Source organism: Nocardia sp. NPDC059240 (assembly GCF_042753865.1).
Classification (GTDB): Bacteria; Actinomycetota; Actinomycetes; order Mycobacteriales; family Mycobacteriaceae; genus Nocardia.
This window is the reverse complement of record NZ_JBHZAC010000004.1, coordinates 450,263-474,918: the sequence shown is the minus strand read 5'-3', so window position 1 is coordinate 474,918 and position 24,656 is coordinate 450,263. Positions and strand designations below refer to the sequence as shown.

Here is a 24,656-nt window from a genome sequence, read left to right as displayed (position 1 = left end):
ATGACACACAAAACAATTCGTGCACGATACGGAAAACTGGCGATCGCGGCGGTGTTCGGTTCGGCGCTGGCCTGGGGTGCCCCGGCCGCGCACGCCGACGATGCGGCGCAGTACCTGGGCACCTGGAACTATGACCAGCCACAGCGTTCGGACATGACGAATGTCGCCACCGCGGGGAAGTTCGGGCTCGAGCCGCTGACCTATCCGCAGGTCGGGACGGTCGTGTTCGCGCGGACCGCGGACGGGGACATCACCGGCCACACCGATCAGGGCTGTACCTGGCATTTCCGGGTCAATGGTGACGCGCTGGATCTGACCAGCACCGATCAATACTGCTACAACCACGTCATCGACTCCGGCTACAACATCACCTACTGGCATGTGACCGTTCGCGACGGGCACGAGCAGGAGTTCATCCGCGCCAACAGCTATCTCCCGTACGGCACTTTCGATTTCACCCTCGCCAATGGCAAACGCTCCCGGGAGGACGCCGCCGCTCCGGGTGACGCGGCACGGCTGTTCAGCGGCTCCTGGGCCTACGATCCGGTCAATCTCGTGTACATGAACAACCTCACCTCGCCGGGATATCAGACGAAATCCGGTGTGGTGCGGATCGATTCGGGCAGTGGCAGCCAGTTGGTCGCGCACACCGACGACGGCTGCGCCTGGACGCTGGACGGGCACGGCAATACCGCCGAACTCGCGCCCGCCGACCAGACCTGCGAGGTGCCCGGCGGGGTGGAGCGGATGTCGTTCTGGTCCATGTCCACCGACGGAACCCGGCTGATCTCCGCCATGAACAGCACCGACCCGCAGGGCAATTCGACCTTCCTGGGCAGTGGCAGCTCGACCAGGCAGTCCTGACCGGCCGTCTCAGTGTTCGACCCGTCATCTCAGTGCCGGGCGAAAGCCTCCTGCAGCCACCAGGATCCACCGTCACTGCTGATCTTCGCATCCAGCAGCAGGGGCGTATTCCGCTGGCCTGCCAGCCATTTCGGGACAATGTCGAGGTCGTCGACGCAGCGGACGACGGCGGCCTCGCAGCCCGCGCCCCGGGCCAACGCGGCGATATCGGTGTCCGGGAAGGTCACCGCACCGAGGTCCGTGTCGCGGAAATGATGAACCTCCGCGCCGTAGGCATGGTCGTTGTAGATCACGATGAGCATCGGAAGACCCAGGCGCACTGAGGTTTCCAGCTCGGCGATGCCCATCAGCGCTCCACCGTCTCCGAGGGCCGCCACCGGCAGCCGGTCGGGACGGGCCAGTGCCGCGCCGATGGCCGTCGCCAGCCCCAGCCCGATCGACTGGAACGCCTGCGTGAAGCAGAAGCCGTACTGGTCCGGCACGTCGAGATAGGCGCTCGGATAACCCATGAAATTGCCGGAGTCGACGGACACGATGCGCTCGGCGGGCAGCAGGTCGTCGAGCGCGATGGACAGCACACGCGGATCGATGCGGTCGCCGGTGGACACGTCTTCGAACGCCACATCACGCCACTTGCATGCGGCCGCAAGGTGTTCGGCGACCCGCTCGATGCGATAGCCGGGCCGAGGTGACACCCGAGGCAGAACATCGCGCGCGGTCTCACCGACATCCCCGTGAATGCCGAGATCGACCGGGCGGTGCGCGCCGAGCGCCGCCGCGTCCGAATCCACCTGGGCGACCACGGTTCCAGGCCCGATCAGGTTCCCGTGCCGCATGGTCCACATATTGAGCGCGCAACCCCACCCGACGATCAGATCCGCCCCGGCGATGAGCTCCGCCGCCGCGGGCGAGGCGAACCCGCCCGAAATACCGAGTGACCACGGGTCGCTGTGAAACAGACCGTGCGCGACCGCGGAGGTGGCGAGCAAGGCCCCGGTGGCCTCGGCCAATGCCCGCAGCTCCGGCCCGTACGCGCGAGCGCCACGACCGGCAACGAACACCGGCCTGGCCGACTCCGCCAGCAGCCCGGCCAGTTTCGCGACCGCCGCCGCGCCCGGCCGTACCGACTCCGGAAGCTTCGGCACCGTGAGCGTTTCCGGCACGGGGATATGAGCCGCTTGGATATCCAGCGGAAGATTGAGAACCACGCAGCGGCGCTGGTCCCGGGCGATGCGGAATGCCCGGAGAGTGTCGGCGACCGCGGTGTCCGGGGAATGGATGCGTTCGGGCGTCGCGCCGACGGCGGTGGCCAGGGCGGACTGATCGACGCGGAAGTTCGACAGGACCGATGCGCCGGGGGTGTCGGCGGCCAGGATGAGGAGGGGGGTGCGGCTTTTCGCGGCTTCGGCGATGCCGGTGAGGGCGTTGGTGAGGCCGGGGCCCTGGTGCAGGGAGACGGCTGCGACGGTGTCGGTCATGCGGGCGTAGGCGTCGGCCATGACGGTCGCGCCGCATTCGTGGCGGGCGGCGATGTAGTCGACGCCGTGGGCGCGCAGGGCGTTGGTGAGGTCGAAGTTGCCGCTGCCGACCACGCCGAAGACTTTGGAGATGCCCAGTTCGGCGAGGGTGCGGCCGACGATCTCGCTCACGGTCGGCCCCTCGTTCCTAGGAGGCACCGTCGCTACCGGTCGATGAGGGCGAGAACGCGTGCGGGACTGCCGGTTCCGCCCTTGATGGGCAGCGGGCTCACGATCAGGCCGGCCCCGGTCACCGGCAGCCGGGACAGGTTGCGCAGCTGCGTCAGCCCGCATTTGCCCGAGCCGAGCAGGAAATGGTGACACGGGAACGGCGGGTCGAAGCTGTGTGCCGTGCCCGCGTCGGTGCCGACGGTTTCCACACCCATGCCGAAGATCGGTTGCTGGGCAAGCCATTCGGCGCAGTCGGCGGAGAGGCCGGGGGAGTGCGGCCCGGTCTCGTCGGCATTGAGGAACCGCGCCGCATCGTCGGCGTAGGCGTCCCAGCCGGTGCGCAGCAGGACCCAGCCGCCGTCGGGCAGTGGGCCGTGCTGCTTCTGCCAGTCCAGCAGATCATCGACTTCCAGCAGGAAATCGGGATTTCCGGCAACGCGCGCCGACACATCGACGACGACGGCGGGCGCGATCAGCCCGCGCAGCGGAGTGCCGAGCACATCGAAACCCTGCTGCCCGGTGACCCAGTGGATCGGCACATCCAGGTGTGTCCCGGTGTGTTCCCCGGTGTGAATGTTGTTCCAGTACCAGCCCGGACCCCGCTCGTCGTAGTGACTGATCTCCTCCAACCCGAACGGGATGGTGTTCGAGAACGGCGGTGGCAGTTGCAGAATCGGGGTTCCGGCGTGCAGCGGCGCGGTGAGATCGATGAGGTCGGTGGAACCGTCGGCGAGCGCGGCCAACAGTGCGGTGACAGCCGTCATGGGCTTACCTCTTCCCATTTCGAGGCTGCCAGCATAGCGCTAGTGCACGGCTCCCACGGCCGCCTTGGCGACAGCCGCCACCAGCGGATTGTCTGCTGCGGCAGCCTGATCGGTGGGTTTGGTGGTCAGCACCACGATCACCAGGGGTGCGCCGCCGTCGCTGGGCCAGGTGACGGCGACGTCGTTGGCCTGGCCGTAGTCGCCGGTGCCGGTCTTGTCGCCGGTCTTCCAGTCCGCCGGTAGTCCGGCTCGAATGCGCTGGGTGCCGGTGGTGGTGGCGATCAGCCAGTCGGTGAGCTGCTTGCGTTCGGGGGCGGGCAGCACGTCGCCGAGGACGAGCGCGCGGTAGTCGGCGGCCAGGGCGGCCGGGGTGGTGGTATCGCGTTCGTCGCCCGGGATATTGGTGTTGAGCTCGGGTTCCCAGCGATCCAGATGGGTGATCTGATCACCGATCGAGCGCACGAAGTCGGTGACGGCCCCCGGTCCGCCGAGCAGCTTCAGCAGTTGATTGGCCGCGGTGTTGTCGCTGGCTTCGATGGCGGCCGCGCACAATTCGCGCACCGTCATCCCGGTGGCGACGTGATCCTTGGAGACCGGAGCACCCACCGCCAGGTCGGCCTCCGTGAAGTGAATGACCTGATCGAAGTAGCCGCTGCTGAGCGGGTGCGCCTTCAACAGTGCGCCACAGGCCAAGCCCTTGAACGTCGAATCCATGGCGAACCGTTCGTCCTGCCGGTAGCCGAGGGTCTTGCCGGTCCCGGTGTCGACGGCGAACAGGCCGACCCGGGCGTTGTGGTCGCGTTCGAGGGCACTGAGTGTGGCGTCATCGCTGATGGTGGTCGGAGCGGCGGTGCTGGTCGATCCGGCCTGTGCCGCTTCGCTTTTCGAGGCGGAGTCACAGCCCGCGACCAACGGGGCGAGCAGTAGCAGCGACGCCAGCGCGCCGTATTTCAGGGTCGACAAAATAAGCCTTTCCATCTGAACTGGGAAAACGGAGTCGGTAAAGGGTCAGCGTGCGGCGCGCAGCATGGGTCCCGCGGCCTGCACGGCCGGTTCGGAACTGCCCGCGTCACTGATGAATACGGCGAACGCGAGATCGCCGTCGATGCCCACGAACCAGCCGTGGGCGTGCTTGTCGTCGATGTACTCGGCGGTGCCGGTCTTGCCGAGCAGGCCGGGGATATCTTTCAAAGCGGTGGCGGTGCCGCCCGTAATCGTCTCGCGCATCATGGATTTCACCTGATCCGCGATGCCGGCCGGGAGCGCCGGGGGCTGCTTGTCGGGCTTGCCGGGCTGCCCCTGGACCAGGGTCGGCGGTTGCACCGAACCCTGGGCGAGGGCGGCGGCCAGCAGCGCCATGCCGAACGGCGACGCGGTCACCTTGCCCTGGCCGATGCCCTCCTCCACCCGCAGCGCGGGAGTGTCGGCGGTCGGCACCTTGCCGGTCACGGTGGTGAGACCCGGTGTCACATAGTCGATTCCGAGTCCCAGCTGGGCCGCCGCGTTGGTCAGCCCGTCCGGTGCGAGCTGCACCGCGAGCCGTCCCATGGTGGTGTTGCAGGACTTGGCGAAGGCGGTGTGCAGCGGCACCTGCCCGAGGTCGAAGTTGTTGTCGTTGGGGATTTCCCGGCCCTCGATGTTCTCCTTGCCGGGGCAGGCGACCATCGCATCCGGGGTCACCTGACCGGCCTGCAACGCCGCCGACACGGTGACCGTCTTGAAGGTCGAACCGGGCGGATACAGCCCGGTCAGCCCGATCGGGCCTTCCGCGTCCGCGGCCGCGTTCTGCCCCATGGCCAGCACGTTCCCGGTGGAGGGTTGAATCGCCACGATGGCCGCGGGCGTGGTGATCGGGGTCAGTGCCGCCTCGGCCGCGCGCTGCAGGCCGATGTCAAGGGTGGTGCGAATATCGGTGACCGGCTTGGGATCCGGGCCACCGACCCGCTGGGTGCCGTCGGTGCCCTGGGCGCGCACCGCCCAGCCCGCGGCCGCGTCGGCCTGCTGCTGCCACAGATCCGACAGACCGGAGAACGTCGGCGAGGACAAAGTCTTGTCGACGGTCAGCAGCCGGGTCTGCTGGGCGGCGGTGACATTCGCCAGGTTGGTGAGCGCGGCCTGCACGGTGGCGTAATCGGCGTCGCGCAAGGTGACCGCGGTGATCGGCTTACCCTGTGCGGCAGCTAGATCCGACTGCAGGCTCGCGGCCGTGACATCCGGTGCGACCGGAGCCAGGGCGGCGGCCACGGCGGCGGTGTCCGCGCCGGGCGCGACATTCACCAGCGTCACGACCTGCTGGGTGAGCAGCGGGCCGCCCGAGCTGTCGAGCACCTTGGCCGGATCGGGATAGGCGATCGCATAGGAGAGCGGACCGATGTTCAGGCCCGGTGCGACGGTGGCCGGATCCCATTGGATCTTCCAGTCGTTGCCGGAGCGGTCGGCGCGGCCGGTGGTGGTGTAGGTCCACTCGTTCTTGCCGTCGGCGCCGAGCTTCCAGGTGGCGTCGAGGGTGAAGGTGCCGCCGCTGTCCTTGGTCTCGACCTTGCTCGCGGTGAATCGCACCTGTTTGCCGAGGCTGTCGAACAGCGTGCCCAGCGTGCCGGAGGCGGTGCCCGGGTCGCTGGTCGCCGCGGCGGCGGCCTGCAGGTCGTCGCGGGTCAGCGCGTCGGCGAAACCGTCGACCGTCTTGGACAGCCCGGAAGTGGAATTCGAGGAGCATGCCGTCGCGGTCACCAGCATCACCGCCGCGCAGACACCCGTGAGCGTCCGCCTGCTGAACTCTGCCATGCCTGCCACCCCAACACGGATCACCGGTGGCTGTCCAAGACCAACACGGTCGGAAACCGATATAGCAATCGATATCGTTGCTGCGTGCGGGGGATCGCGGCGGGTGGTCAACTGCCCGATTCGGGGACCGGGGATGCTGGACGGGTGGACGAGATCTTCCGGACGGCCGGTGTCGTGGGCCGGGTGCATGCCCGCTGTTTCGACTGCGACGGCGAATTCGGCTGGGACGCGGACGAACCGGTGGTGCTGTCCTCGGTGGTGAAGGTGCCGCTGGTGCTGGAGTTCGCGCGGCAGGTGGCGGCGGGGCAGCTGGATCCGACCGATCGGGTCCGGGCCACCGCCGCCGACCGGCTCGGCGGGGTGGCGACCGCGGGCTGCCTCGACGATGTCGAGTACAGCCTGCGCGATGCCGCCTACTTCGCGCTCACCGTCAGCGACAACACCGCGGCGGATCTGCTCTTCGCTCGGGTCGGGGTCGAGAATGTGCGATCGCTGGTGCGGGAGCTCGGGCTCGCCCGGACCCGGATCGTCGGGTCGCTGCGCGACATCCTCTACAGCATGGCCGAGGACATCGGGGCCCGTGACCTGCACGAATTCGCCAGGCGCTATCCGGAATCGAGTGCCGCCGACGTGTTCGGCTCGCGTGCGGTGGATCCGTTGCGCACCACCGCGAGCACCGCGCGGGAAATGACGCGGATGCTGTGGTTGATCGGCGAGGACCGGGCCGGGGGACCGGAGGCGTGCGGATGGGTGCGAGATCTGATGCGGCGGCAGGTCTTCGGGAATCGGCTGCCGTCGGGGTTCCCGCCGGGCACCGATATCTGGTCCAAGACCGGGACCATGCCCGGCATCCGCAATGAGATCGGCGTGGTCGGCTACCCGGACGGAAGCCGCTGCGCCGTCGCGGTTTTCACCGTCTCGCGCAGCCTGGACGGGCGGCAGCCCGTAGTGGATCGGGCAATCGGGGAGGCGGCGCGAGCAGCCGTCGAACGGATCGCGCACAACTGCCGGAACGGGTCGCTCGCGGCGGGCTGAGCGCCGATGCCTCAGTGGCGGCCCGCCACCACATCCCAGGGGCGGCGTCGCGGGGTCTCCGGCATCGGGGCCGGACGGGACGCGCCGTCGCCCTGCACCACGGTCACGATGAGTTCGGCGAGCTCCCGGACCAGGGGGTGCGGCGCGGCGGCGGGCCAGGTCAGTGCGAACCGCCAGCTCAAGGTGCCTTCGGGCAGCGGTCGCCACACCACACGTGGCTCCTTCTGCGCCACCATCCCCTGATCGAAGGCGACGCCGCGACCGGAAAGCACCATGCCGAGCACGAATTCGGGGTTGCGGGCGTGCTGCACCGAGGTGGGGCGGAAGCCATGCTCCCAGCAGGTGCGCAGGGTCGCGTCGTAGAGGCCCGGCGCGGCGGCGCGCGGGAAGATGACCAGACCGTGGCCGGCCAGATCGGCCAATGTCAGGGTGGCGCGAGCGGCGAGCGGAGAATCGCGCGGCAGCACCACACCGAGCGGTGTCTCCACCGCCGGACCCGATTCCAGGCCGACCGCGTCCACCGGGTACTGCAGTAGTCCCGCGTCGAGCTGCCGATCCGCCAGCAGCCGAACCTGTTCCGCGGTGGTCAGCTCCTGCAGATCCACCCGCACCTCGCGGGTTTCGAACGCGGTGAGAATGGCCGCCAGCACCCGCCCGGCCAGCTCCGGCGGCACCCCCACTCGCAGCGCGTCGATCTCCCCGCGATGCGCCTTGCCGACCAGCGAGGTCGCCCGCTCCCAGCGCGCGATCAGATCCCGCGCCTCCACCAGCAGGATCTGCCCCGCCTCGGTGAGTTCGACCCGGCGGCTGTCGCGATCGAGCAACCGCGCCCCGAGATCGCTCTCCAGCTTGCGAATCCGCTGACTCAAGGCCGGCTGCGCAATCCGCAACCGCTCCGCCGCCCGGCCGAAGTGCAGTTCCTCGGCCACGGCGATGAAGTAGCGCAACTGACGCAGCGGATCCATCCGACCGACGATATCGCTTTCCTTATCGCCGGGCGTTCGGGGCCGGATCCGGCCGGGTGCGGTTCAGCTCCGGGCGCGGACTTCGAGGATCTGCAGGCAGCGGCCGATCGGCCCCTGCTCGTCGTGCAGCACGGTCGAGCACATGCCGACCCCGTCGGGACCGATGGAGGTCTGTACCTCCAGCCCGATCCACTCGCTCTCCGGAAGCCGGAACAGATCGATGGTCAGATCGGTATTCATGAAGGTCCACCGGTACGGATCCAACTGCGCACCAATGCCATTCGCCAGGTCCGCGATCGCGAACACCCGCACCAGCGGCGAGATCTCCTCGCCTTCGACCACCTCGACGAGCGGGCGCACCCACACCCGGCGGGTGGTCGCGTCACCGTTCACCACCCGAATCTCCACCGACTTCACATAGCCGACGTCCCACCCCGGCGGCACACCCCAGTCGGCCTCGCCGCTCTCCGGCACCGGTGGCAGCGCGGCGTCCGCCGTATGCACCACCGAGGAACTGTCCGAGGTGGCAATCCGCCATGCCGCGGCCTTGGCCACCACCCGGCGGCTGCCATCCGGCTGCACGGCCACGAGTTCCGCCGCGACCAATTCGACCCGCTTGCCCGGCCGCTCGACCCACGCCCGCACCTCGATCTCGTCGACCGGCATCGGCCCGAGAATCTCCATCGTCAACCGCACGATCCGAGCACCCGCCCGCGGCTCGCACTGCTCGACGGCCCGAGCCAGCAATGCCGAAGGCGGCGCACCATGCTGCATCGACGCCGCCCACACGCTCACCGTCGACGCGGTCGCCAGATACCGCTCGAACCCATCGGCCCCCGCACCACGCGCGAGGTAGTAGGCCACGGTCCCGGCCGCGTCGACCGCATCCGCCTCGTCGACAGCTGTCACGTCATGCATTCTGGTCACGGGCCCAACGTATCAGCCCACGTCGAAGCCACTAGACGGTGTACGACAAAACCGCCACGCGCGGGCTCACCGCAGCGCCAGGATGTCCCGGTGAATCCGCTCCACGACCGCCTCCGCGCTCCAGCTCGCGTCGATCCGTGTCTCGGCGGCGAAGGGCAGCGGCTGCCAGCCGTGATACCACCCGGCCATCTGCTCCGGCGTGAACTCCGTCCTCCGGGTGCCGTCGAGGTGCCGCGCGACGGTCTCCTCGAAGGTGAGATCGAAGCTGTAGTGCAGGGCGTGGTCCGCCGCTGCGGTCAGGCGCTCGAGCGTCGCGCCGTAGCGGTCGACATTGAGGATGCCCTCCACGATCACCACCAGATCGCGCGCCAGCCCGAAACCCGCAATCTGTTCCAGCAGTTCGATATTGGCCATACCGGCCACATCCGGTTCGCGAAGCAGCTGCCGCCGCACCACATCCTGTGGAACGAGCAGGCACGCCCCCCGCGCGAAGCGCCCCTGCACCGCAAGGGCAGTAGTCGACTTCCCCGAGCTCGAATTCCCGCGAATCACAACCAGCACGCTCACGCCTCCCCAAGCTACGCGCGTCCAAAACAAGATCAGGGAGTTGTCAGCGAGGTGAATCGGGCAGAATTCCGCGCTGGTGACTCCCTGATCTTGAAATGCGGCGGGGGTGTGGGCGGCTGGGGTCAGTGTGGGGGTAGGGCGTTGGCCAGCTTGCGGGTGAAGCGGGTGAGGTGGGGGTCGGAGGCGGGAAGAGGCTCGGGGGCGAGGGGCCACCAGGTGCCGCCGTCGAATTCGCCGGGGTCGAGGGTGTAGGGGTGGGATTGGCTGCCGCGGAGGATGTACCAGAGTGAAACATCCACGTGCCGTGCGGGTTTGGTGACGGTGGTGATGGTCAGGAAGAGTGGCTGTTCGCCCACGATGTCGAAGGTTGGGGTGATGCCGATTTCCTCGTGGGCTTCGCGGTGGGCGGCGGTGAGGGGGTGTTCGCCGGGTTCGACGTGGCCGCCCATGGGGAGGCGGAGGCCGGATTTGCGGTGTAGCCCAAGGTAAATGGCGGGATTGTCGGGGTCGGTGAGGACGGTGTAGGTCACCAGGTGGGGGGACGGGGTGGAGGTTCCGATCCGGCGGCAGATGTCGTCGGTCGAGGCCAGCCAGGCCAGGGTGCGGGTGCGGTGGAGGTGTTCGAGGTCGTCCCACGGGTCGATGGCGGCGACGAGGTCGGCTACGACAGCGGTGGCGGGCTGCATGGCGTGGCAGCCTACGCGCGGGGTGTGACAGGCGAATTGGCGTATGGGGCTACTGGGCGCTGTCGGGTGCGTCCTCGCCCAGGAGCAGGATCGATGCCAGGATGCGGCGTCTGCGGCCCGCGCGCGGTCCGTTGGCGGCCAGCGGGGCGAGGACGCGGGTCAATCCGGTGAGTAGTTCACGCAGTTCGTCGTCATCGAGCCACAGGCCGTTGAGCTGATAGGTGACCTGGTCGCGTTGCAGATCCACGTCGGCGCGGTCGAAGTAGCGGTCGGCGTCGGCCATCAGCCCGGCGACGAAGGACGTGAACGCTTGTCGATGCTCGTCCGCGCTCATGGACGCGGCCTCTTCCGGGCCGATCGACGCCGCCGCGAGGCGCAGTACATAGGTGCGTTCCGTGGTCCCGCGGACCTTGCGTTCGGCGACTACCGAGAGCACCTGGGCCTGCGCGAGGCGGGCGATGTGCCGGTACAGGCTGGCCGGTGGGACGTCGGAAAGTTCTTCGCGCAGTTGGGATGTGGTCAAGGCGCGATCGCCGAGGAACGCCTGCACGATGCGCAGGCGTACGGGGTGTAGCAGCAGATCCGCGGAACCGGCCATGTCCGGACCCTACCGCTACCAGTATCAGTTGTGATAAAAGTATTGATATCAATAGTGATAACGATACGTTGGGAGGGCGGGGGAATGTCCGAGTCGAATCGGGTGACCGCAGGGGAAGCGCTGGAATGGTTGATGGGCGCGACGGTGCGGGTGCCGTTGGCGGACAGTGAGATCGGCGGCCGGGTGGCGACCGTGCTGATCGACGCGGTCGGCGGGGTGGACGGCTTCAATGCCGTGCTCGCCGGCCTCGGCCGGGTGGCGGTCGGGGAGATCCGCAGATCACAGCCGGACGCCGTCACGGCCACCATCACCGGTGACGCCGCAGGACTGCTGGTCATGCATCTGGACGCCGACGGGCTCATCGACGGCGCACGGCTGATTCCCGAGGCCGCCGATATCACGGTGCCGACCTCATGGTCCGAAATCGATACGCGGCTGGCCGAATTGGATGGCCGGGTCGCCTTCGCCGCGGCGGAGATCGACGAGGCGGGACAGCCGTCGCTGCTGCACGCTCTGGACGCCGACGCCGTGCACCCGATCGGCTCGGGCTTCAAGGTGTACGTGCTGGCGGCGCTCGCGGACGCCGTTGCCACGGGCGCGGCCGACTGGCAGGACACGCTGGCGATTCGGGAGGAGTGGAAGAGCTTCGCCTCGGGCGTCCTGCAGCATCGGCCGATCGGCGAAAAGCTCACGCTGGCAACCTATGCCGAGCGCATGATGTCGATCAGCGACAACACCGCCACCGATCACCTGATCCATCACCTGGGCCGAGACACCGTGTACCGGCAGCTGGCGGTGCTCGGCCACCATCGCCCGAGCCTGAATGCCCCGTTCTTCACGACCAAGGCGATATTCCAGTGCAAGGTTCCCGATGACGACGGCCACGCACAGCGGTATCTCACTGCTACACCGGATGAAAGGCTCGGTGTGATAGAGGAATTGGAGAAGCTCGCCCTGCCGGATCCGACTTCCTCGAGCTGGATCACGCAGCCGCGGCCCCGGTATGTGGACGAGATCGAATGGTTCGCGACGCCGATGGACATCTGCCGCGCCTACGCCGTGCTGTCACGGTCCGAACAACCCGAGGTCGATCACGTCCTGACCCGTGACGACCACGGGCTGGGCCTGGACGGCACGCAGTTTCCGACCGTCTGGTCAAAGCCGGGCAGTGAACCCGGCGTACTGACCCTGAACTACCTGGCCCGCACCGCCGATGATCGGATCCTGGTGACCAGCCTGATGGTGTCCGACCCGGACACCGCGTTCGACGAGGCCGTCACGGCCATCAAGGGTCTGCGGATCGTCAAGGGCGCGTTCGAGCTGCTCGCCGGCGCGTGAACGGTGGGCGCCGGAGGTGTACCAGTAGACGGCGCCCACCAACAGACCGCCGCCGACGATATTGCCGGGCACGGTGTAGAGCAGGTTGCGCCCGAGTTCACCGAAAGTGGCTTCGCCCTCGAAGATTCCGATGGTGTAGAGCGACATATTGGCTACACAGTGCTCGAACCCGACGGCCACGAACACCAGCACCGGCATCCACAGCAGCGCGATCTTGGCGCCGGACCCGCGCACCCGCGAGAACATCCACACCGCCAGGCACACCATCATGTTGCACAGCACCGCCCGCCAGAACAGCTGCCCCCCCGCCAGTGCGTTCTTGGCCGAAAGCAGTTCGCCGAGCATATTTTTCGCGGTGGAGGAGGAGAGTACCCCGGAGGCGTGCACCATGGCCGCGAAGGCGAGGGCACCGACGAAGTTGCCGAAAAGCGTTGCCGCCCAAGCCACAAGCATGTCCTTGATGCCGGTGCGGCCGGACAGCACGCCGACCAGCATGATCATCACGGCGGAGGTGAACAGCTGGGCTCCGGCGAACATCACCAGGGTCAGCGCGATGGGGAAGACCGCGCCCTCGAGCAGCTTCACGCCGGCCGAATGCTGTGCCACGAAGGGCGACACCGCCACCAGCAACAGCACTTCGCCGACCGCGATGAAGGCTCCGGCCAGCATCGCCGAGACCAGGAATCGTCCGGGACTGCGTAGTTCTTCGGCCTTGTGAACCGCCTGGTCGACGGTATTCGCGACATTCTCAGCAACGGTATTCACCATCACGACGTTAGAGCCGGCGATGTCGCGGCAACACTGACCAATGTCCCGAATTCGCAGCTCCGGCGGTACGTCACGACGTCTGTGAGGGGTAACGCAACCCCCGCAAAATGCGGCCTCGACGTGGGAGCCAGAGGAAGCGTTAGCTGTCAGCCATGTTCATTCTCGATCTGAATTATCACGACGGTGTCCTCGACCAGCTCGACACCCTCATCCCCGAGCACTATGCCTATCTGGACCGGCATCTGGCCGACGGGACGTTCCTGCTGGCGGGGCGGAAGAATCCGCGTACCGGAGGGTTCATTCTGGCGCAGGGTGATGATCGCGCCGCCATCGACGCGATCATCACCGAGGATCCCTTCCACCGGGAAGGGCTCGCCGTCTACACGGTCACCAAGTTTCAGCCGACCCGTTCGGTGATCTCCGAGGTCACCGTCTGAGGCTCCGAGACCGGAGGCTGCTGCTTGCCCAGCACCGAGTGCCGGCGGCTGTAGGCGAAGTAGATGACGATGCCCACGGCCATCCAGATGACGAACCGCAGCCACGTCTCGATGGACAGGTTGAGCATCAGCCACAGGCAGGCCAGCGCCGCCAGAATGGGGACCAGGGGGACAAGGGGGACACGGAAGCCGCGCTTCAGATCGGGGCGGGTGCGGCGCAGGATCGGAACGCCCAGGGAGACCAGGACGAACGCCACCAGGGTGCCGATATTCACCATTTCCTCGAGCGTGCCGAAATCCACGAATCCGGCGAGCAGGGCGCAGACGACGCCGACGATGACGGTCAGGCGGACCGGCGTGCCGTGCTTGCCGGTGTGGGCGAGGCCGCGGGGGAGCAGGCCGTCGCGGGCCATGGCGAACAGCACGCGGGTCTGACCCAGGAACATGACCATGACGACCGTCGACAGGCCCGCCAGCGCGCCGATGGAGATGATGTTCTTCACCCACATGTCACCGTGAATGGCGAAAGCGGTTGCCAGGGTGGCGTTCCCGCTCGACAGCTCGGTGTAGGGCACCATGCCGGTGAGCACCAGCGACACCGCGATGTACAGCACGGTGACGATGGCCAGCGCGCCGAAGATGCCGCGCGGGACATCCCGCTGCGGGTTGCGGGTTTCCTCGGCGGTCGTGGCGACCACATCGAAACCGACGAACGCGAAGAACACCAGCGAGGCCGCGGCCAGCAGCCCGTACCAGCCGAAACTCGTTCCGCCCGAACCGGTCAGGAACGAGAACAGCGACTGGTGCACCCCGCCCGCCTGCGTGGAAGGCTGCGACGGCGGAATGTAGGGGGTGAGGTTGGACGCCTTGAAGTAGGTCGCGCCGACCACCAGCACGAGCGCGATCACGGCCAGCTTGATGGCGACCGCGACGGCCGACACCCGCGAGGACAGTTTGGTTCCGGTGGCCAGCAGTACGCCGACGACCGCGATGATCAGCACCGCGCCCCAGTCGAACGAGATCGACCCGACGTGCGCGACCGGACTCACCACCCCGTGCAGCACCTCACCGAGATACTGCGACCACCCCTTGGCCACCACCGAAACGGCAAGGGCGAACTCGAGAATGAGATCCCACCCGATGATCCAGGCGATGACCTCGCCGAAAGTGGCGTACGCGAACGTGTACGCACTGCCCGCCACCGGCACCGTCGACGCGAATTCGGCGTAGCACAACGCCGTCAATCCGCAGGCGACGGCCGCGAACACGAAGGCCAGCGAGACTGAGGGCCCCGCGACCGTGCCGGCGGTCCGGGCGGTGAGCGTGAAGATGCCCGCCCCGATCACCACCGCGACACCGAAAATGGTGAGATCCCTCGCCGTCAGATCCTTGCGTAGCTTGGAATCCGGTTCATCGGTATCCCGGATCGATTGCTCGACCGATTTCGTGCGAAACATTCCGCTCGCGAACGCCACTTTGCGTTTTCCTCTCTTCAGCTGCGATCTAGAGGGCCCGCGGGATGGCGTCGAGACGCCGCTCCGCGAACCTGTTGGCCGCCGCACCGGTGCCGATGCCCTCGGCCTTGGATTCCGCGATGATGTCGCGGCAGCGGTCGAAGATGCCCCTCACCGCGTCTTCGACCTCGACCGGCGCTGCCTGGCGCAGCTCACCGGCCACCTGAATGAGCCCACCCGCATTGGCCACGAAATCCGGGACCCAGGTGATACCGCGCTCGTTCAGGGTGTATTCCACTGCGGGCGTGGCCAACTGGTTGTTGGCCGCACCGCAGACGAGTTTCGCCTCGATGGCTTCGGCGCTCGACATGGTGAGCGTGCCGCCGAGCGCGCAGGGGGCGTAGACGTCGACCGGAGCGGCGGAAACGGTGCTCAACAGTCGAACCGAAGGGTGATCGTTCGAAAGACGGTCCAGCGCGGCCTGATTCACGTCGGTGGCGCAGACCTCCGCGCCGTCGGCGAGCAGCAGGGCGATGAGTTCGCTGCCGACCTTGCCGACCCCCTCGACGCCGACCGTGCGACCGGCCAGTGTCGGTGCGCCCCACACGGATTCGGCGCCGGCGCGCATGGCATTGAACACGCCCAGCGCGGTCAGCCGGGCGCTGTCACCCGAGCCGCCCGCCCCGGCGCTGCGGCCGGTGACGTGGCTGGTGTAGCGGCCGATGGTATCCAGATCGTCGGTGTTGGTGCCCACGTCACCGGCGGTGATGTACCGGCCGCCAAGGGATTCCACGAACCGCGCGTAGGCCGCGAACAGTTCCTCGCTCTTGTCCAGCGCCGGATCGCCGATGATGACGGCCTTGCCGCCGCCCAGATCGCACCCGGCGGCCGCCGCCTTGTAGGTCATGCCCCACGACAGCCGCAGCACATCATCGAGCGCCGCCGACTCGCTCGCGTACGGGTACATCCGGGTCCCGCCCAAGGCCGGTCCCAGCGTGGTCGAGTGAATCGCGATGATCGCCTTGAGCCCGCTCTTGTCGTCCTCACAGAACACCACCTGCTCGTGTCGCCGAGCGCTCAATTCGTGAGAGCGCCCGAAAACCCCTGCCTCGGTGTGCATTGCGGTCACAATCGATTCCTTTCAATACGCCGCTTGTGGCGGCTGATGGGTGGCCGCGTGGTGGGCGGCCGGGTCTCGCGCCGAATTCACGGCACGGGGCATCGCGGCACGGCGGACGGATGCCGCCGTACAGCGTTGGATATGTGGTTGGGGGAGGGCTGGTCTCAGCCGTCGAGGCCGAGGTCGCGCAGGCGGGCTCGGTAGAGCTCGATATTGCCGAGTTTCACGTCCTCGTAGCCGCGGACCAGGTCGGGCAGGGCTGCTGCCTCCGTGGCGGTGGCGTAGGTCTGGTCGGTCAGGCCGCCTGCCAGACGGTGGACCATCTCGGTGTAGTGGGACAGCAGCTCCCGCTCGACCTTTCGGACGTGGGCGTAGCCGAAGGGGTCGAGTTTGGTGCCGCGCAGGGCCTTGCCCTTGGCCAGGAGTTTCAGGGCCACATGGGATTTGGGGGTGAGGCCGATCTTCTTCTTGCGGCCCATCGCGCGCAGCGCCGGGGGATGCAGCTTGTAGGTGAGGTTCTCGCCGCCGGGGACCTGCGCGGAAACCTCGGCGAGGAAGGCAGGATCCACCAGCAGCCGGGCCACTTCGTATTCGTCCTTGTAGGCGGTGAACTTGTAGAGTCCCCGCGCCACCGCCGCGCTGAACTCGGTGCGCTCGGTGACCGCACGCTCGGCGATCCAGACGGCCTGCACGGTATCGAGGTAGCGGCGGGCGACCTTGGCGTTCTGGTAGTCGACCAGCTCGGCGGCGCGGAGTTCGGCAATGCGCCGGACCTCACCCTCGAACGTGGTACCCGCCAGCAGCTCGGCGGAAACGACGCGCGGAACACGCCGGGCCGCAGCCGATTCGGTGGCCACCGCGAAGGCCTCGGGATCGGCGATGGCGACCCGGCCCCAGCGGAAGGCCGCGATATTGGACGCCACCGCGACCCCGTTGATGCCGATCGCCTCTTCGATCGAGGCGGCGGGCAGCCGCAGTCCACCGGTCTGGAAGGCCGCGCCGACCATCAGGAAGTTGGCGGCGGCGGTATTGCCGAACAGCTGCTGCGCGGCCGCCAGCGCATCGAAGTCGAACAGCGAATCCGACACGGCGGTAAGGCGATCCAGCAGCGAACCGGTCTCCGGGTAGGCCACCGACTTGTCGTAGACCATGTCCCCGGTCGGGGTCTGGCTGGTCGAGGCGACCACGACGGTCGATTCCGGATTGCCGTACTGCAGGTTCTTGGGATCGGCCGCACCCAGCAGGTCGATGGCCACGATGCAGTCCGCGCTGCCCGGGGTGAGCCGGTTGGACGGCTCCAATTCCGTTGCGGAGAACCGCAAGTGCGACAGCACCGGCCCGGCCTTCTGGCTCAGCCCGATCTGATCGAGGCTCTCCACCGCGTACCCGGCCCGCAGCGCGGCGGTCGCCAGCACCTGGTTGACGGTCACGATGCCGGTGCCGCCGATGCCCGCGATGAGCACGTTCTGAGTACCCAGCGGCGCACCCAGCCCGGGATCCGCCACGGTCGGCGGCTCGGCCGTCTTGCGCTTGGAACCCTTGCGGCCCTTGCTGTCCGGGTTCACTTCCACCGTGACGAAGGACGGGCAGTCGCCGTCCAAGCAGCTGTAATCGGTATTGCACGAGGTCTGATCGATGCGCGTCTTGCGCCCGAACTCGGTCTCGACCGGCTGCACCGACAGGCAGTTGGACTTGGTGCCGCAGTCACCGCAGCCCTCGCACACGGCTTCGTTGATCACCACGCGGGTATTGCGCACCGGCAGGGTGCCGCGCTTGCGCTGGCGACGCGCGTCCGCGGCGCAGTGCTGGTCGTAGATCAGCACGGTCACGCCCTCGATCTCGCGCAGCATCTTCTGCGCCTCGTCGAGCCGGTCGCGATGCCACAGCAGCGTGCCCTTGGCGAGCGCTTTGCGATTGTGCCGCTTGGGTTCATCGGCGCAGATGACGATCTTCTTGACGCCCTCGACGGTCAGCTTGTGGGTGAGCTGCGCGACCGACAGCTGCCCCTCCACGTCCTGCGCGCCCGTCATCGCGACGACCTCGTTGTAGAGCAGCTTGTAGGTGATGTTCACCCCCGCCGCCACGCACGCCTGCACGGCCAGCTGCCCGGAGTGGAAGAAGGTGCCGTCGCCGACGTTCTGGAACAGGTGCGGCACATCGGTGAACGGGGCCTGCCCGATCCACTGACTGCCCTCACCACCCATCTGGGTCAGTCCCGTCACCGCGCTGTCACTGCGCCCCGACAGCGTGACCAGGGTGTGGCAGCCGATGCCGCCGCCACCGATCGAGCCCTCCGGGATGGCGGTGGAGCGATTGTGCGGGCAGCCCGAGCAGAAGTACGGGGTGCGCTTGGCCGACAGCACCTCCAGCGAAAGCGCGGGCAGCGGAGCCTTTTTCAGCTCGACATGATCGCGCAACACCCGCCGCAACGGAGCGAGCAGACGGCCCGCGGTGAGCTCGCCGTCGAACGGCATGAGCGGCAGGCCGTTCCCATCCAGCTTGCCGAGGATGCGCGGGGCATCGGCGGTGCCGTACAGGATTTCGCGGATCTGGGTCTCGATGAAGGCGGTCTTGTCCTCGACCACGATCACCTGCTCGAGGCCGTGCGCGAATTCGGTGACCCGCTGTGCCCCGACCGGATACGGCATCCCGATGCGAAGCAGGCGAATGCCCGCCCGATGCATGGCCGCGTCGTCCACGCCCAGATCGACCAGCGCCTGGCGCACCGCGTCGAAAGTGGTTCCGGTGGCGGCGATTCCGAGCCGCGCCCCCACCGGATCCACCTCGATCACATCGAGTTCATTGGCCGCCCCGAAGGCGCGCACGGTGGCCCAGCGCGGCCCGTACAGATCCGCCTCGGCCAGCACGCTGTCCGCCGGAGCCGCCATCGGCCGCTGCCGGTAGGCGAAAGTCTTTCCCTCCCACTGCACTTCGGGCACCGAGATGGGCAGTTCCGCGACCGAGGAGTCCACCGTCCACGCGCCGTCGGCGACATCGGCCACGATCTTCATGGCCACGATGCAGCCCGAGGCGCGGGACAGGGCCACACCCTGCATGCCCATGGTGATGATCTCGCGGGCATTGCGCGGGAACAGCACCGGCACACCCATGGCCGCCAGCGACCGCTCACTCACCGCGGGCACGGTCGAGGACTTCGAAGCCGGATCATCGCCCACCAGCAGCAGCACACCGCCGCGGGCGTTCACGCCGTACATGTTCGCGTGCCGGATGGCATCGGTGGCCCGGTCCACGCCGGGGCCCTTCCCGTACCAAACCCCCACCACGCCATCGTGTGTCGGCGTGCCGGCGGGCAGATCGGCCTGGCTGCCCCACACCGCGGTGGCCGCGAGCTCCTCATTGAAGCCGGGCGTGAACGCGATGTCGTGCTCGGCCAGCACATTCGGCATGCCCAGCAACATCTTGTCCACCCCGCCCAGCGGGCTGCCCTGATACCCGGACACGAAGGTCGCGACCCGGTGTCCGGCACGCATATCGCGCACATGCTGCTCGACCAGCAATCTGGCAATGGCCTGCACGCCGGTGAGAAGGACCGGACCCGCGCCGGACCGGTAGCGGTCGGCGAGGTCGTAGGGCGTAGCCGGTTCGGCCTGACGGACAGGCGCCCAGGCAACGTCGGTCATGGACAGTCACCAACTCTCCACAGCCTTGTGAGCTGCACACGAAGGGGATCAAGCGATCGGTGCAGCGAAATCTGCCGTGATGTGTGATCTGTGTCAACCATGGCGCGAAAAGTTGATCAGATTGCTCAAAAGTGATCTGGAGCACTGTGACGCGCGCATCAATCTGTTCAGCGTCACAGCGCTCGGGTGATCAGTCGCCGACCGGCTGACTCGTGAGGTGCTCGACGAGCGGCAGCGACCGGTATTCCACCGGAGTCGCCAGCGCCAGCATGGTTTCCGTGTGCTTCACCCCGGGAATCGAATGCACCCGCTGAATGATGGACAGCAGATCCGGCTGCGAACGCGCGGCTATCCGCACCAGCAGATCCCCGCGCCCCGTGGTCGCATGCACCTCGAGCACGTTCGGGAACTCCCGCAACGCCTCGACGATGTCGTTCATCTTGTTCTGATTCAGCTCGATCCCGAGGAACGCGTGCACCGCGAACCCGATCGCCTCCAGGTCCACATCCGGCGGATACCCCCGCACCACCCCGGACGCCTCCAGCCGCTTCATCCTGGCCTGCACCGTGTTCCGCGCGATCCCCAGCCGCTGCGCCAATTCCAGGATCGGCGCCCGCGGATCGGCCGCCAACTCCGCCAGCAACGCGGAATCCAGCCCGTCGATCTTGATGCTCATAACGCATTCTCGCACTCCGGAACGCGTGCGACAGGAGGGCCGGGGATAACGCGAATTCCGCCTTGCTCGATGATCCAGTCGTGCAACGTGAGCGGAGGGGAATCATGAAGGCCAGGTCAGCGGCGCTGGTTTCGGCGGCGGCAGCGGTGATGCTCGCGGTCAGCGGGTGCGGTGGCGCGTCCACCACGGCGGGGGGCTCGACGACGGTCGCGACGGTCGCGCAGCAGCAGGCGGCGCCCGCGGGCAGCGGGCACGGGTCGTGTTTCGACCTGAATTCCGATCTGGCGCAGGCGGCCATCGCCAAGTTGGCACCGGCTCCGCTGGGCAAGTGGCAGACCGGTCAGGCCAGCGACAATCCGATCTCCGCGGGCTGTGACGGGGTGCTGTCGTGGATGGAGGTCAGCTCGACCATCAATCACCCTTACACGCACCTGCTGTTCTTCACCGGGGGCGCCTACCTGGGTACCGCCACCTCCGAGCCGTACATGTACACGCAGATCACCGGCAAGACCCGCAATTCCGTGACCCTCACCTACCACTGGATCAAGGACAACGAGGCCATGTGCTGCCCGGCGGGTGGGCCCAGCGTCGTCACCTTCACGCTGAACGGCACCAAGGTGACCGCGGATGGGCAGTTCCCGCCACACAACTGATCGGTGATCAACACTCGATCAACGTGCGTGGATCCGGCGGCCATTCGGCCTTGATCGCGGCGGCCGACGATCGGATTCATGAATACACAATCGTCAGTCGAGGCCGGGCCGGAAATTCAGGAAATGGTGGTGGTGCACCGCTGGCTGCGGGAGTTGCTGCGGCGGACACCGGATCTGGTGCGGGCATTGCGGCCGGGGGATCGGGCCCGCACCGAATTCGTGGTCGGGCATCTACGCGAGGTGCTGCAGGCGGTCGAAGACCACCACACCAATGAGGACGACCACCTCTGGCCGGTGCTGTCGCCGCGGGTGACCCTGCAGGCCGGGGCGGTGCACCGGATGGAGGAACAGCATCGCAATATCGAATGGCTGGCCACCGAGGTCGCGAACCTGCTGCCCGCGCTGACCGCCGACCCGGAAACGGGTGTGCGGGAGCGGGTCGCGGGATTCCTCGAGGATCTGCGGTCGGCCGTGAGCACGCACATGGACGATGAGGAGCGCACCATCCTGCCGCTGGTCTCCCGGTATCTGACCGCCGCGGAATGGGCGGACTTCGGCCGGGCCGCCGCGGCGAAGACGGTGCGCAAGCCGCCCAAGGAGAAGCTGGCCGAATTGAGCGGGTTGCTGGCGGTGGCGACGCCCGCGGAACGCCACATCTTCCTGGATCGAGTGCCTGCGCCGGTGCGGCTGCTGTGGCGTTTCGTGGGGAGATCGGCGTACCGCCGGAACCGTGAGCGCCTCTACGCACCCGTGGAACAGCAAGTCTGACAACGGTTTCGAGGGGTAACCGTCAATGCGGTGACACGGCCGCCATGACCCGGTCGTGCAGCAGCATCGCCTGGGCCAGATGGGCGGGCCCGGCGTGGTCGGTCAGGATGCGGACGGCGGTGTCGGCGGCGGACTCGGCGAGGTCGAGACGGTCGGCGCGCAGGCCCGCCTCCGCCAGCCGCAACAGCGCCCAGCCCTCGTGGCGACGTCGGCCCCGGGCCCGGGCCGCCGCCACCGCCTGCCGGGCCAGGTCGATGGCCCGCTCCGGGTCCGCGTCCCGTTCCAACGTGACACGGCTGAGCTCGCCCAGCGCGAGTGACTCGAACTCCGAGGCCGGTTGGGTGTGATCCGGGTGGGTGCGCACGATCAGCAGTGCCCGCTCGGCGGCCTCGGCGCAGCGATCCCACTGCCGTGACTCGCCCAGGCACAGGGCCAGGCTGGCGACGGCCATGCCCTCCAGCGAGGTGTCGGCCGCGGCCCGATAGTAGTCGATGGAGGCAGCCAGATGCGTTGCGGCAGTGTCCAATCCGCCCTCCAGGAAGACGGCGATGCCGAGGTCGTATTCGACGGTGCCGAGGATGAAGGGGTCGGTGGTGGTGGCGATCGTGCTGTCGGCGAGCACGCGGCGAGCCTCGTCACGCTCGTCGAGATCCATCACCAGCAGCAGTCCCAGCACCGCGCGGGCGGCGACCTCCGCGGCTCGATCGCCACTGCGGCGGGTCACGTCGATGAGCAGTCGCAGGGACTGTGCGCGATGCGGGGAGTACTCGCTGGCGTCGAGGAGTGCGGCCATCGCCAGGGTGAGATCGATGGCGGCGGCCGCGTGCGCCGGGTATTCGGTGGCGATCTGCCGGATCACGGCGGTGATGCCGGGCTGTTCGAGCCCCACCCAGCCGGTGCCCCGGGCGACATCCGGGATCGCGGTGCCGGGATGCGTGGTCGCGGCCAGATGGTCGATACGGAAGCCCGGGCACTGCACGCGCAGCAGGTTCTTGGCCGTGGCCAACAGGAAGTCCAGCAGGCGCGCGGGCGCGAGCCCGGCTTCGGGCTCGTCCTCGCGAATCGCGAACAGGCGCAACAGATCGTGATAGCGGTAGCGGCCCGGCTGCGGGGACTGCAGCATGCCCAGATCCACCAGGGTCTCGCAGAGCTGCTCGGTATCGGTCTCGGCGCGGGCGAGGACCGCCGCGGCGGCCGCCACCGAGAGATCGCCGGCCGCCGGCACCGCCAGCAGCCGGAAGGCCCGGGCGGTTTCGCCGTCGAGCTGGCGGTAGCTGAAGCGGAAGGTCGATTCCACCGCGGTCGCACCCAGGCGCAACTGGCTCAGCCGGGTGCCCTCATCGGCCAGCCGGGCGGCGACCGAGGCCAGTGACCAGTGCGGACGGGCCGCCAGCCGCGCGCCGATGATCCGCACGGCCAGCGGCAGCAGGCCGCACGAATCCACAATGCGGTGTGCCGCTTCGTCTTCCGCCGTGATCCGATGGTCACCGATGATGCGGGCCAGTAGGGTGAGCGCCTGCCCGGTGTCGAGCACATCCACCGGAACCAGTTGCGCCCCGGGCAGTTCGGCCAGTATCGAGCGGCTGGTGATCAGGGCGGTGCTGCCCGCGGCAGTCGGCAACAGCGGGGCCAACTGTGCGGCATCGCCGGCATTATCGAGGACCAGCAGCACTTTTCGGTCCGCCAGCAGGCGTTGCAGCAGGGCCGAGCGTTCGGTCCCGCCGGGCGGAATCGCGCCTTCGCCCACGTCGAGAGCCCGCAGCAATACGCCGAGCACGGCATCCGGTTCCGCGGGATGGTCACCGACACCGTCGAGATCGACGTAGAAACGGCCGCCGGGGTAGCGGGCGGTGAGCCGGTGCGCGAGGTGCACGGCCACGGTTGTCTTGCCGATGCCGCCCATACCGGTGATCACCACGACGGTGGGTGCCGTCGCGGAGGGTGTCAGGCGTGAATCCAGTTGGGCCAGTAGTGCTTCGCGGCCGGTGAAGTCGCTGATATCGATCGGTAGGGCGGCGGACGGGGTGGGTGCGATCGGCGCTTCGCCGCGGGACCGCTCGCCGGGGCCGGCGGTAACCTGAACGGGCAGTTGGTCATTCAGGATGCGGCGGTGCAGTTCGGCCAGTTCCGGACCGGGTTCGATGCCGAGTTCGTCGACGAGGGTGCGGCGGATCTCGTGATAGACCGCGAGCGCGTCGGCGCGGCGTCCGGTGCGCGCCAGGGCCGTCATCAGCAGTCCGCGTGGGCGTTCGCGCAGCGGGAACTCGGCGCTCAACGCGGTCAATTCACCGATGGCCTGTTGTCCCCGGCCCAGTTCGAGATCCAGTGCGAGCCTCGATTCCCGGAGCCCGACCCGCAATTCGGTGAACCGGCGGCGCTGGGCCTCGGCGAACGGGCCGGGTACCCCGGCCAGCGGCTCGCCGCGCCACAATCCCAGCGCCTGGTCCACCAGTTCCTGTGCCTGCTCGAATTCGCCTGCCCGCCGGGCATTCTCGGCCTCCGTCGCGAGCGATTCGGCCCGCAGGCCGTCGACCGCGTCACGTCCGGCGCGCAGTTCGTAGCCGTCGCCGACCGAGACGATGACGCCCGTCGGCGTGCGCGGGGGACGGTCGGGTTCGAGTTCCTTGCGCAGCAGGGCGATATGCGAGCGCAGCGAACCGATCACCCGCTCCGGCGGTTCGTCACCCCAGACCGCGTCGATCAGACGGCCCGCGGGCAGCGCCCGTCCGTCGGCCAGCAACAGGGCAGCCAGCACCGCCTGGGTGCGCGGCCGCGCCATGGTGATCTCGATGTCGCCGCGCCGGACCGTCATTCGCCCCAGGATCGTGAACCGCAGTTCCGCATCCGTCACCGCGCACACTCCAGTCCGAGGCCGTTGATCCGGTGTTGATCGACGACAGGCTTCGCGTTGATCTACTCAGCC

20 protein-coding genes and 1 pseudogene are annotated in these 24,656 nt (G+C 68.0%); 6 read left to right on the top strand and 15 right to left on the bottom strand.

Annotation, left to right across the window (positions count from 1 at the left end):
• The gene (locus ACFXHA_RS16880; protein WP_379357549.1) at nt 1–864 is read left to right on the top strand and encodes a hypothetical protein; all 864 of its coding nucleotides are present in this window, start codon (nt 1–3) and stop codon (nt 862–864) included.
• A gap of 29 nt (nt 865–893) precedes the next feature.
• On the opposite strand, the gene ACFXHA_RS16875 is transcribed toward ACFXHA_RS16880, so the two are convergent.
• The 4 genes from ACFXHA_RS16875 to ACFXHA_RS16860 are packed head-to-tail and all read right to left on the bottom strand — an operon-like array spanning nt 894 to nt 6,100.
• A complete protein-coding gene (locus ACFXHA_RS16875) occupies nt 894–2,513 on the bottom strand; it encodes a thiamine pyrophosphate-binding protein (RefSeq protein ID WP_379357547.1) in 1,620 nt (539 codons plus the stop codon).
• A gap of 32 nt (nt 2,514–2,545) precedes the next feature.
• Nucleotides 2,546–3,316: a cyclase family protein gene (locus ACFXHA_RS16870; RefSeq protein ID WP_379357545.1), complete on the bottom strand. Its 771-nt coding sequence runs from the start codon at nt 3,314–3,316 to the stop codon at nt 2,546–2,548.
• Nucleotides 3,317–3,355: 39 nt separating this feature from the next.
• On the bottom strand, nt 3,356–4,279 hold the full coding sequence (gene bla / locus ACFXHA_RS16865) for a class A beta-lactamase (protein WP_379357543.1): 924 nt from the start codon (nt 4,277–4,279) through the stop codon (nt 3,356–3,358).
• A 45-nt stretch (nt 4,280–4,324) separates the two neighbouring features.
• Entirely contained in the window at nt 4,325–6,100 is a 1,776-nt protein-coding gene (locus ACFXHA_RS16860) for a penicillin-binding transpeptidase domain-containing protein (RefSeq protein WP_379357541.1), read from the bottom strand.
• An 84-nt stretch (nt 6,101–6,184) separates the two neighbouring features.
• On the opposite strand from ACFXHA_RS16860, the gene ACFXHA_RS16855 reads away from it, so the two are divergent.
• On the top strand, nt 6,185–7,135 hold the full coding sequence (locus ACFXHA_RS16855) for a serine hydrolase (RefSeq protein WP_379357539.1): 951 nt from the start codon (nt 6,185–6,187) through the stop codon (nt 7,133–7,135).
• Nucleotides 7,136–7,146: 11 nt separating this feature from the next.
• On the opposite strand, the gene ACFXHA_RS16850 is transcribed toward ACFXHA_RS16855, so the two are convergent.
• The 5 genes from ACFXHA_RS16850 to ACFXHA_RS16830 all read right to left on the bottom strand — a co-directional run bounded on the left by ACFXHA_RS16850 (nt 7,147) and on the right by ACFXHA_RS16830 (nt 10,878).
• Nucleotides 7,147–8,100, bottom strand: a complete 954-nt coding sequence (locus ACFXHA_RS16850) for a LysR family transcriptional regulator (RefSeq protein WP_379357537.1) — start codon at nt 8,098–8,100, stop codon at nt 7,147–7,149.
• A 63-nt stretch (nt 8,101–8,163) separates the two neighbouring features.
• The gene (locus ACFXHA_RS16845) at nt 8,164–9,018 is read right to left on the bottom strand and encodes a thioesterase family protein (protein WP_379358310.1); all 855 of its coding nucleotides are present in this window, start codon (nt 9,016–9,018) and stop codon (nt 8,164–8,166) included.
• 75 nt (nt 9,019–9,093) lie between these two features.
• A complete protein-coding gene (locus tag ACFXHA_RS16840; RefSeq protein WP_379357535.1) occupies nt 9,094–9,594 on the bottom strand; it encodes a hypothetical protein in 501 nt (166 codons plus the stop codon).
• A 122-nt stretch (nt 9,595–9,716) separates the two neighbouring features.
• Nucleotides 9,717–10,280 (bottom strand): NUDIX domain-containing protein, encoded by a 564-nt coding sequence (locus ACFXHA_RS16835; RefSeq protein ID WP_379357533.1) that lies wholly within the window; start codon nt 10,278–10,280, stop codon nt 9,717–9,719.
• Nucleotides 10,281–10,329: 49 nt separating this feature from the next.
• On the bottom strand, nt 10,330–10,878 hold the full coding sequence (locus tag ACFXHA_RS16830; protein ID WP_379357531.1) for a helix-turn-helix domain-containing protein: 549 nt from the start codon (nt 10,876–10,878) through the stop codon (nt 10,330–10,332).
• Between the two features lie 84 nt (nt 10,879–10,962).
• Between ACFXHA_RS16830 and ACFXHA_RS16825 the strand changes: the two genes are divergently transcribed.
• The gene (locus ACFXHA_RS16825; protein ID WP_379357529.1) at nt 10,963–12,216 is read left to right on the top strand and encodes a serine hydrolase; all 1,254 of its coding nucleotides are present in this window, start codon (nt 10,963–10,965) and stop codon (nt 12,214–12,216) included.
• Between the two features lie 30 nt (nt 12,217–12,246).
• Here the strand turns inward: ACFXHA_RS16825 and ACFXHA_RS16820 are convergent.
• Nucleotides 12,247–12,984: pseudogene (locus tag ACFXHA_RS16820) on the bottom strand (formate/nitrite transporter family protein); the annotation flags it as partial.
• Nucleotides 12,985–13,136: 152 nt separating this feature from the next.
• On the opposite strand from ACFXHA_RS16820, the gene ACFXHA_RS16815 reads away from it, so the two are divergent.
• Nucleotides 13,137–13,421, top strand: coding sequence for a YciI family protein (locus ACFXHA_RS16815; RefSeq protein ID WP_379357527.1), 285 nt, complete (start codon nt 13,137–13,139; stop codon nt 13,419–13,421).
• Here ACFXHA_RS16815 and ACFXHA_RS16810 read toward each other — a convergent pair.
• The 4 genes from ACFXHA_RS16810 to ACFXHA_RS16795 all read right to left on the bottom strand — a co-directional run bounded on the left by ACFXHA_RS16810 (nt 13,382) and on the right by ACFXHA_RS16795 (nt 20,312).
• Nucleotides 13,382–14,878, bottom strand: coding sequence for an amino acid permease (locus ACFXHA_RS16810; protein ID WP_379358308.1), 1,497 nt, complete (start codon nt 14,876–14,878; stop codon nt 13,382–13,384). The two genes, ACFXHA_RS16815 and ACFXHA_RS16810, sit on opposite strands and share 40 nt — an antisense overlap.
• Before the next feature lie 46 nt (nt 14,879–14,924).
• Nucleotides 14,925–15,995 carry a Glu/Leu/Phe/Val dehydrogenase dimerization domain-containing protein gene (locus ACFXHA_RS16805; RefSeq protein ID WP_379358306.1) on the bottom strand — a complete coding sequence of 357 codons (1,071 nt, stop codon included), beginning with the start codon at nt 15,993–15,995 and terminating at the stop codon, nt 14,925–14,927.
• A 164-nt stretch (nt 15,996–16,159) separates the two neighbouring features.
• The gene (locus ACFXHA_RS16800; RefSeq protein ID WP_379357525.1) at nt 16,160–19,636 is read right to left on the bottom strand and encodes an indolepyruvate ferredoxin oxidoreductase family protein; all 3,477 of its coding nucleotides are present in this window, start codon (nt 19,634–19,636) and stop codon (nt 16,160–16,162) included.
• Nucleotides 19,637–19,826: 190 nt separating this feature from the next.
• Entirely contained in the window at nt 19,827–20,312 is a 486-nt protein-coding gene (locus ACFXHA_RS16795) for an Lrp/AsnC family transcriptional regulator (RefSeq protein ID WP_379357523.1), read from the bottom strand.
• Between the two features lie 104 nt (nt 20,313–20,416).
• Between ACFXHA_RS16795 and ACFXHA_RS16790 the strand changes: the two genes are divergently transcribed.
• A complete protein-coding gene (locus tag ACFXHA_RS16790) occupies nt 20,417–20,965 on the top strand; it encodes an LppP/LprE family lipoprotein (protein ID WP_379357521.1) in 549 nt (182 codons plus the stop codon).
• Nucleotides 20,966–21,043: 78 nt separating this feature from the next.
• On the top strand, nt 21,044–21,733 hold the full coding sequence (locus tag ACFXHA_RS16785; RefSeq protein WP_379357519.1) for a hemerythrin domain-containing protein: 690 nt from the start codon (nt 21,044–21,046) through the stop codon (nt 21,731–21,733).
• Nucleotides 21,734–21,755: 22 nt separating this feature from the next.
• Here ACFXHA_RS16785 and ACFXHA_RS16780 read toward each other — a convergent pair whose 3' ends face one another.
• Complete coding sequence (locus tag ACFXHA_RS16780) at nt 21,756–24,584, bottom strand: BTAD domain-containing putative transcriptional regulator (RefSeq protein WP_379357518.1); 2,829 nt, start codon at nt 24,582–24,584, stop codon at nt 21,756–21,758.
• Nucleotides 24,585–24,656 lie beyond the last annotated feature (72 nt).

What these genes read in the sequence shown, in the direction of transcription:
- ACFXHA_RS16870 (WP_379357545.1), bottom strand. Translation starts at nt 3,316, where the DNA reads ATGACGGCTGTCACCGCACTGTTGGCCGCGCTCGCCGACGGTTCCACC.
- ACFXHA_RS16805 (WP_379358306.1), bottom strand. Translation starts at nt 15,995, where the DNA reads ATGCACACCGAGGCAGGGGTTTTCGGGCGCTCTCACGAATTGAGCGCT.
- ACFXHA_RS16800 (WP_379357525.1), bottom strand. Translation starts at nt 19,636, where the DNA reads ATGACCGACGTTGCCTGGGCGCCTGTCCGTCAGGCCGAACCGGCTACG.
- ACFXHA_RS16880 (WP_379357549.1), top strand. Translation starts at nt 1, where the DNA reads ATGACACACAAAACAATTCGTGCACGATACGGAAAACTGGCGATCGCG.
- ACFXHA_RS16860 (WP_379357541.1), bottom strand. Translation starts at nt 6,100, where the DNA reads ATGGCAGAGTTCAGCAGGCGGACGCTCACGGGTGTCTGCGCGGCGGTG.
- ACFXHA_RS16835 (WP_379357533.1), bottom strand. Translation starts at nt 10,280, where the DNA reads ATGCAGCCCGCCACCGCTGTCGTAGCCGACCTCGTCGCCGCCATCGAC.
- ACFXHA_RS16795 (WP_379357523.1), bottom strand. Translation starts at nt 20,312, where the DNA reads ATGAGCATCAAGATCGACGGGCTGGATTCCGCGTTGCTGGCGGAGTTG.
- ACFXHA_RS16815 (WP_379357527.1), top strand. Translation starts at nt 13,137, where the DNA reads ATGTTCATTCTCGATCTGAATTATCACGACGGTGTCCTCGACCAGCTC.
- ACFXHA_RS16830 (WP_379357531.1), bottom strand. Translation starts at nt 10,878, where the DNA reads ATGGCCGGTTCCGCGGATCTGCTGCTACACCCCGTACGCCTGCGCATC.
- ACFXHA_RS16825 (WP_379357529.1), top strand. Translation starts at nt 10,963, where the DNA reads ATGTCCGAGTCGAATCGGGTGACCGCAGGGGAAGCGCTGGAATGGTTG.
- ACFXHA_RS16850 (WP_379357537.1), bottom strand. Translation starts at nt 8,100, where the DNA reads ATGGATCCGCTGCGTCAGTTGCGCTACTTCATCGCCGTGGCCGAGGAA.
- ACFXHA_RS16785 (WP_379357519.1), top strand. Translation starts at nt 21,044, where the DNA reads ATGAATACACAATCGTCAGTCGAGGCCGGGCCGGAAATTCAGGAAATG.
- ACFXHA_RS16790 (WP_379357521.1), top strand. Translation starts at nt 20,417, where the DNA reads ATGAAGGCCAGGTCAGCGGCGCTGGTTTCGGCGGCGGCAGCGGTGATG.
- ACFXHA_RS16810 (WP_379358308.1), bottom strand. Translation starts at nt 14,878, where the DNA reads ATGTTTCGCACGAAATCGGTCGAGCAATCGATCCGGGATACCGATGAA.
- ACFXHA_RS16845 (WP_379358310.1), bottom strand. Translation starts at nt 9,018, where the DNA reads ATGCATGACGTGACAGCTGTCGACGAGGCGGATGCGGTCGACGCGGCC.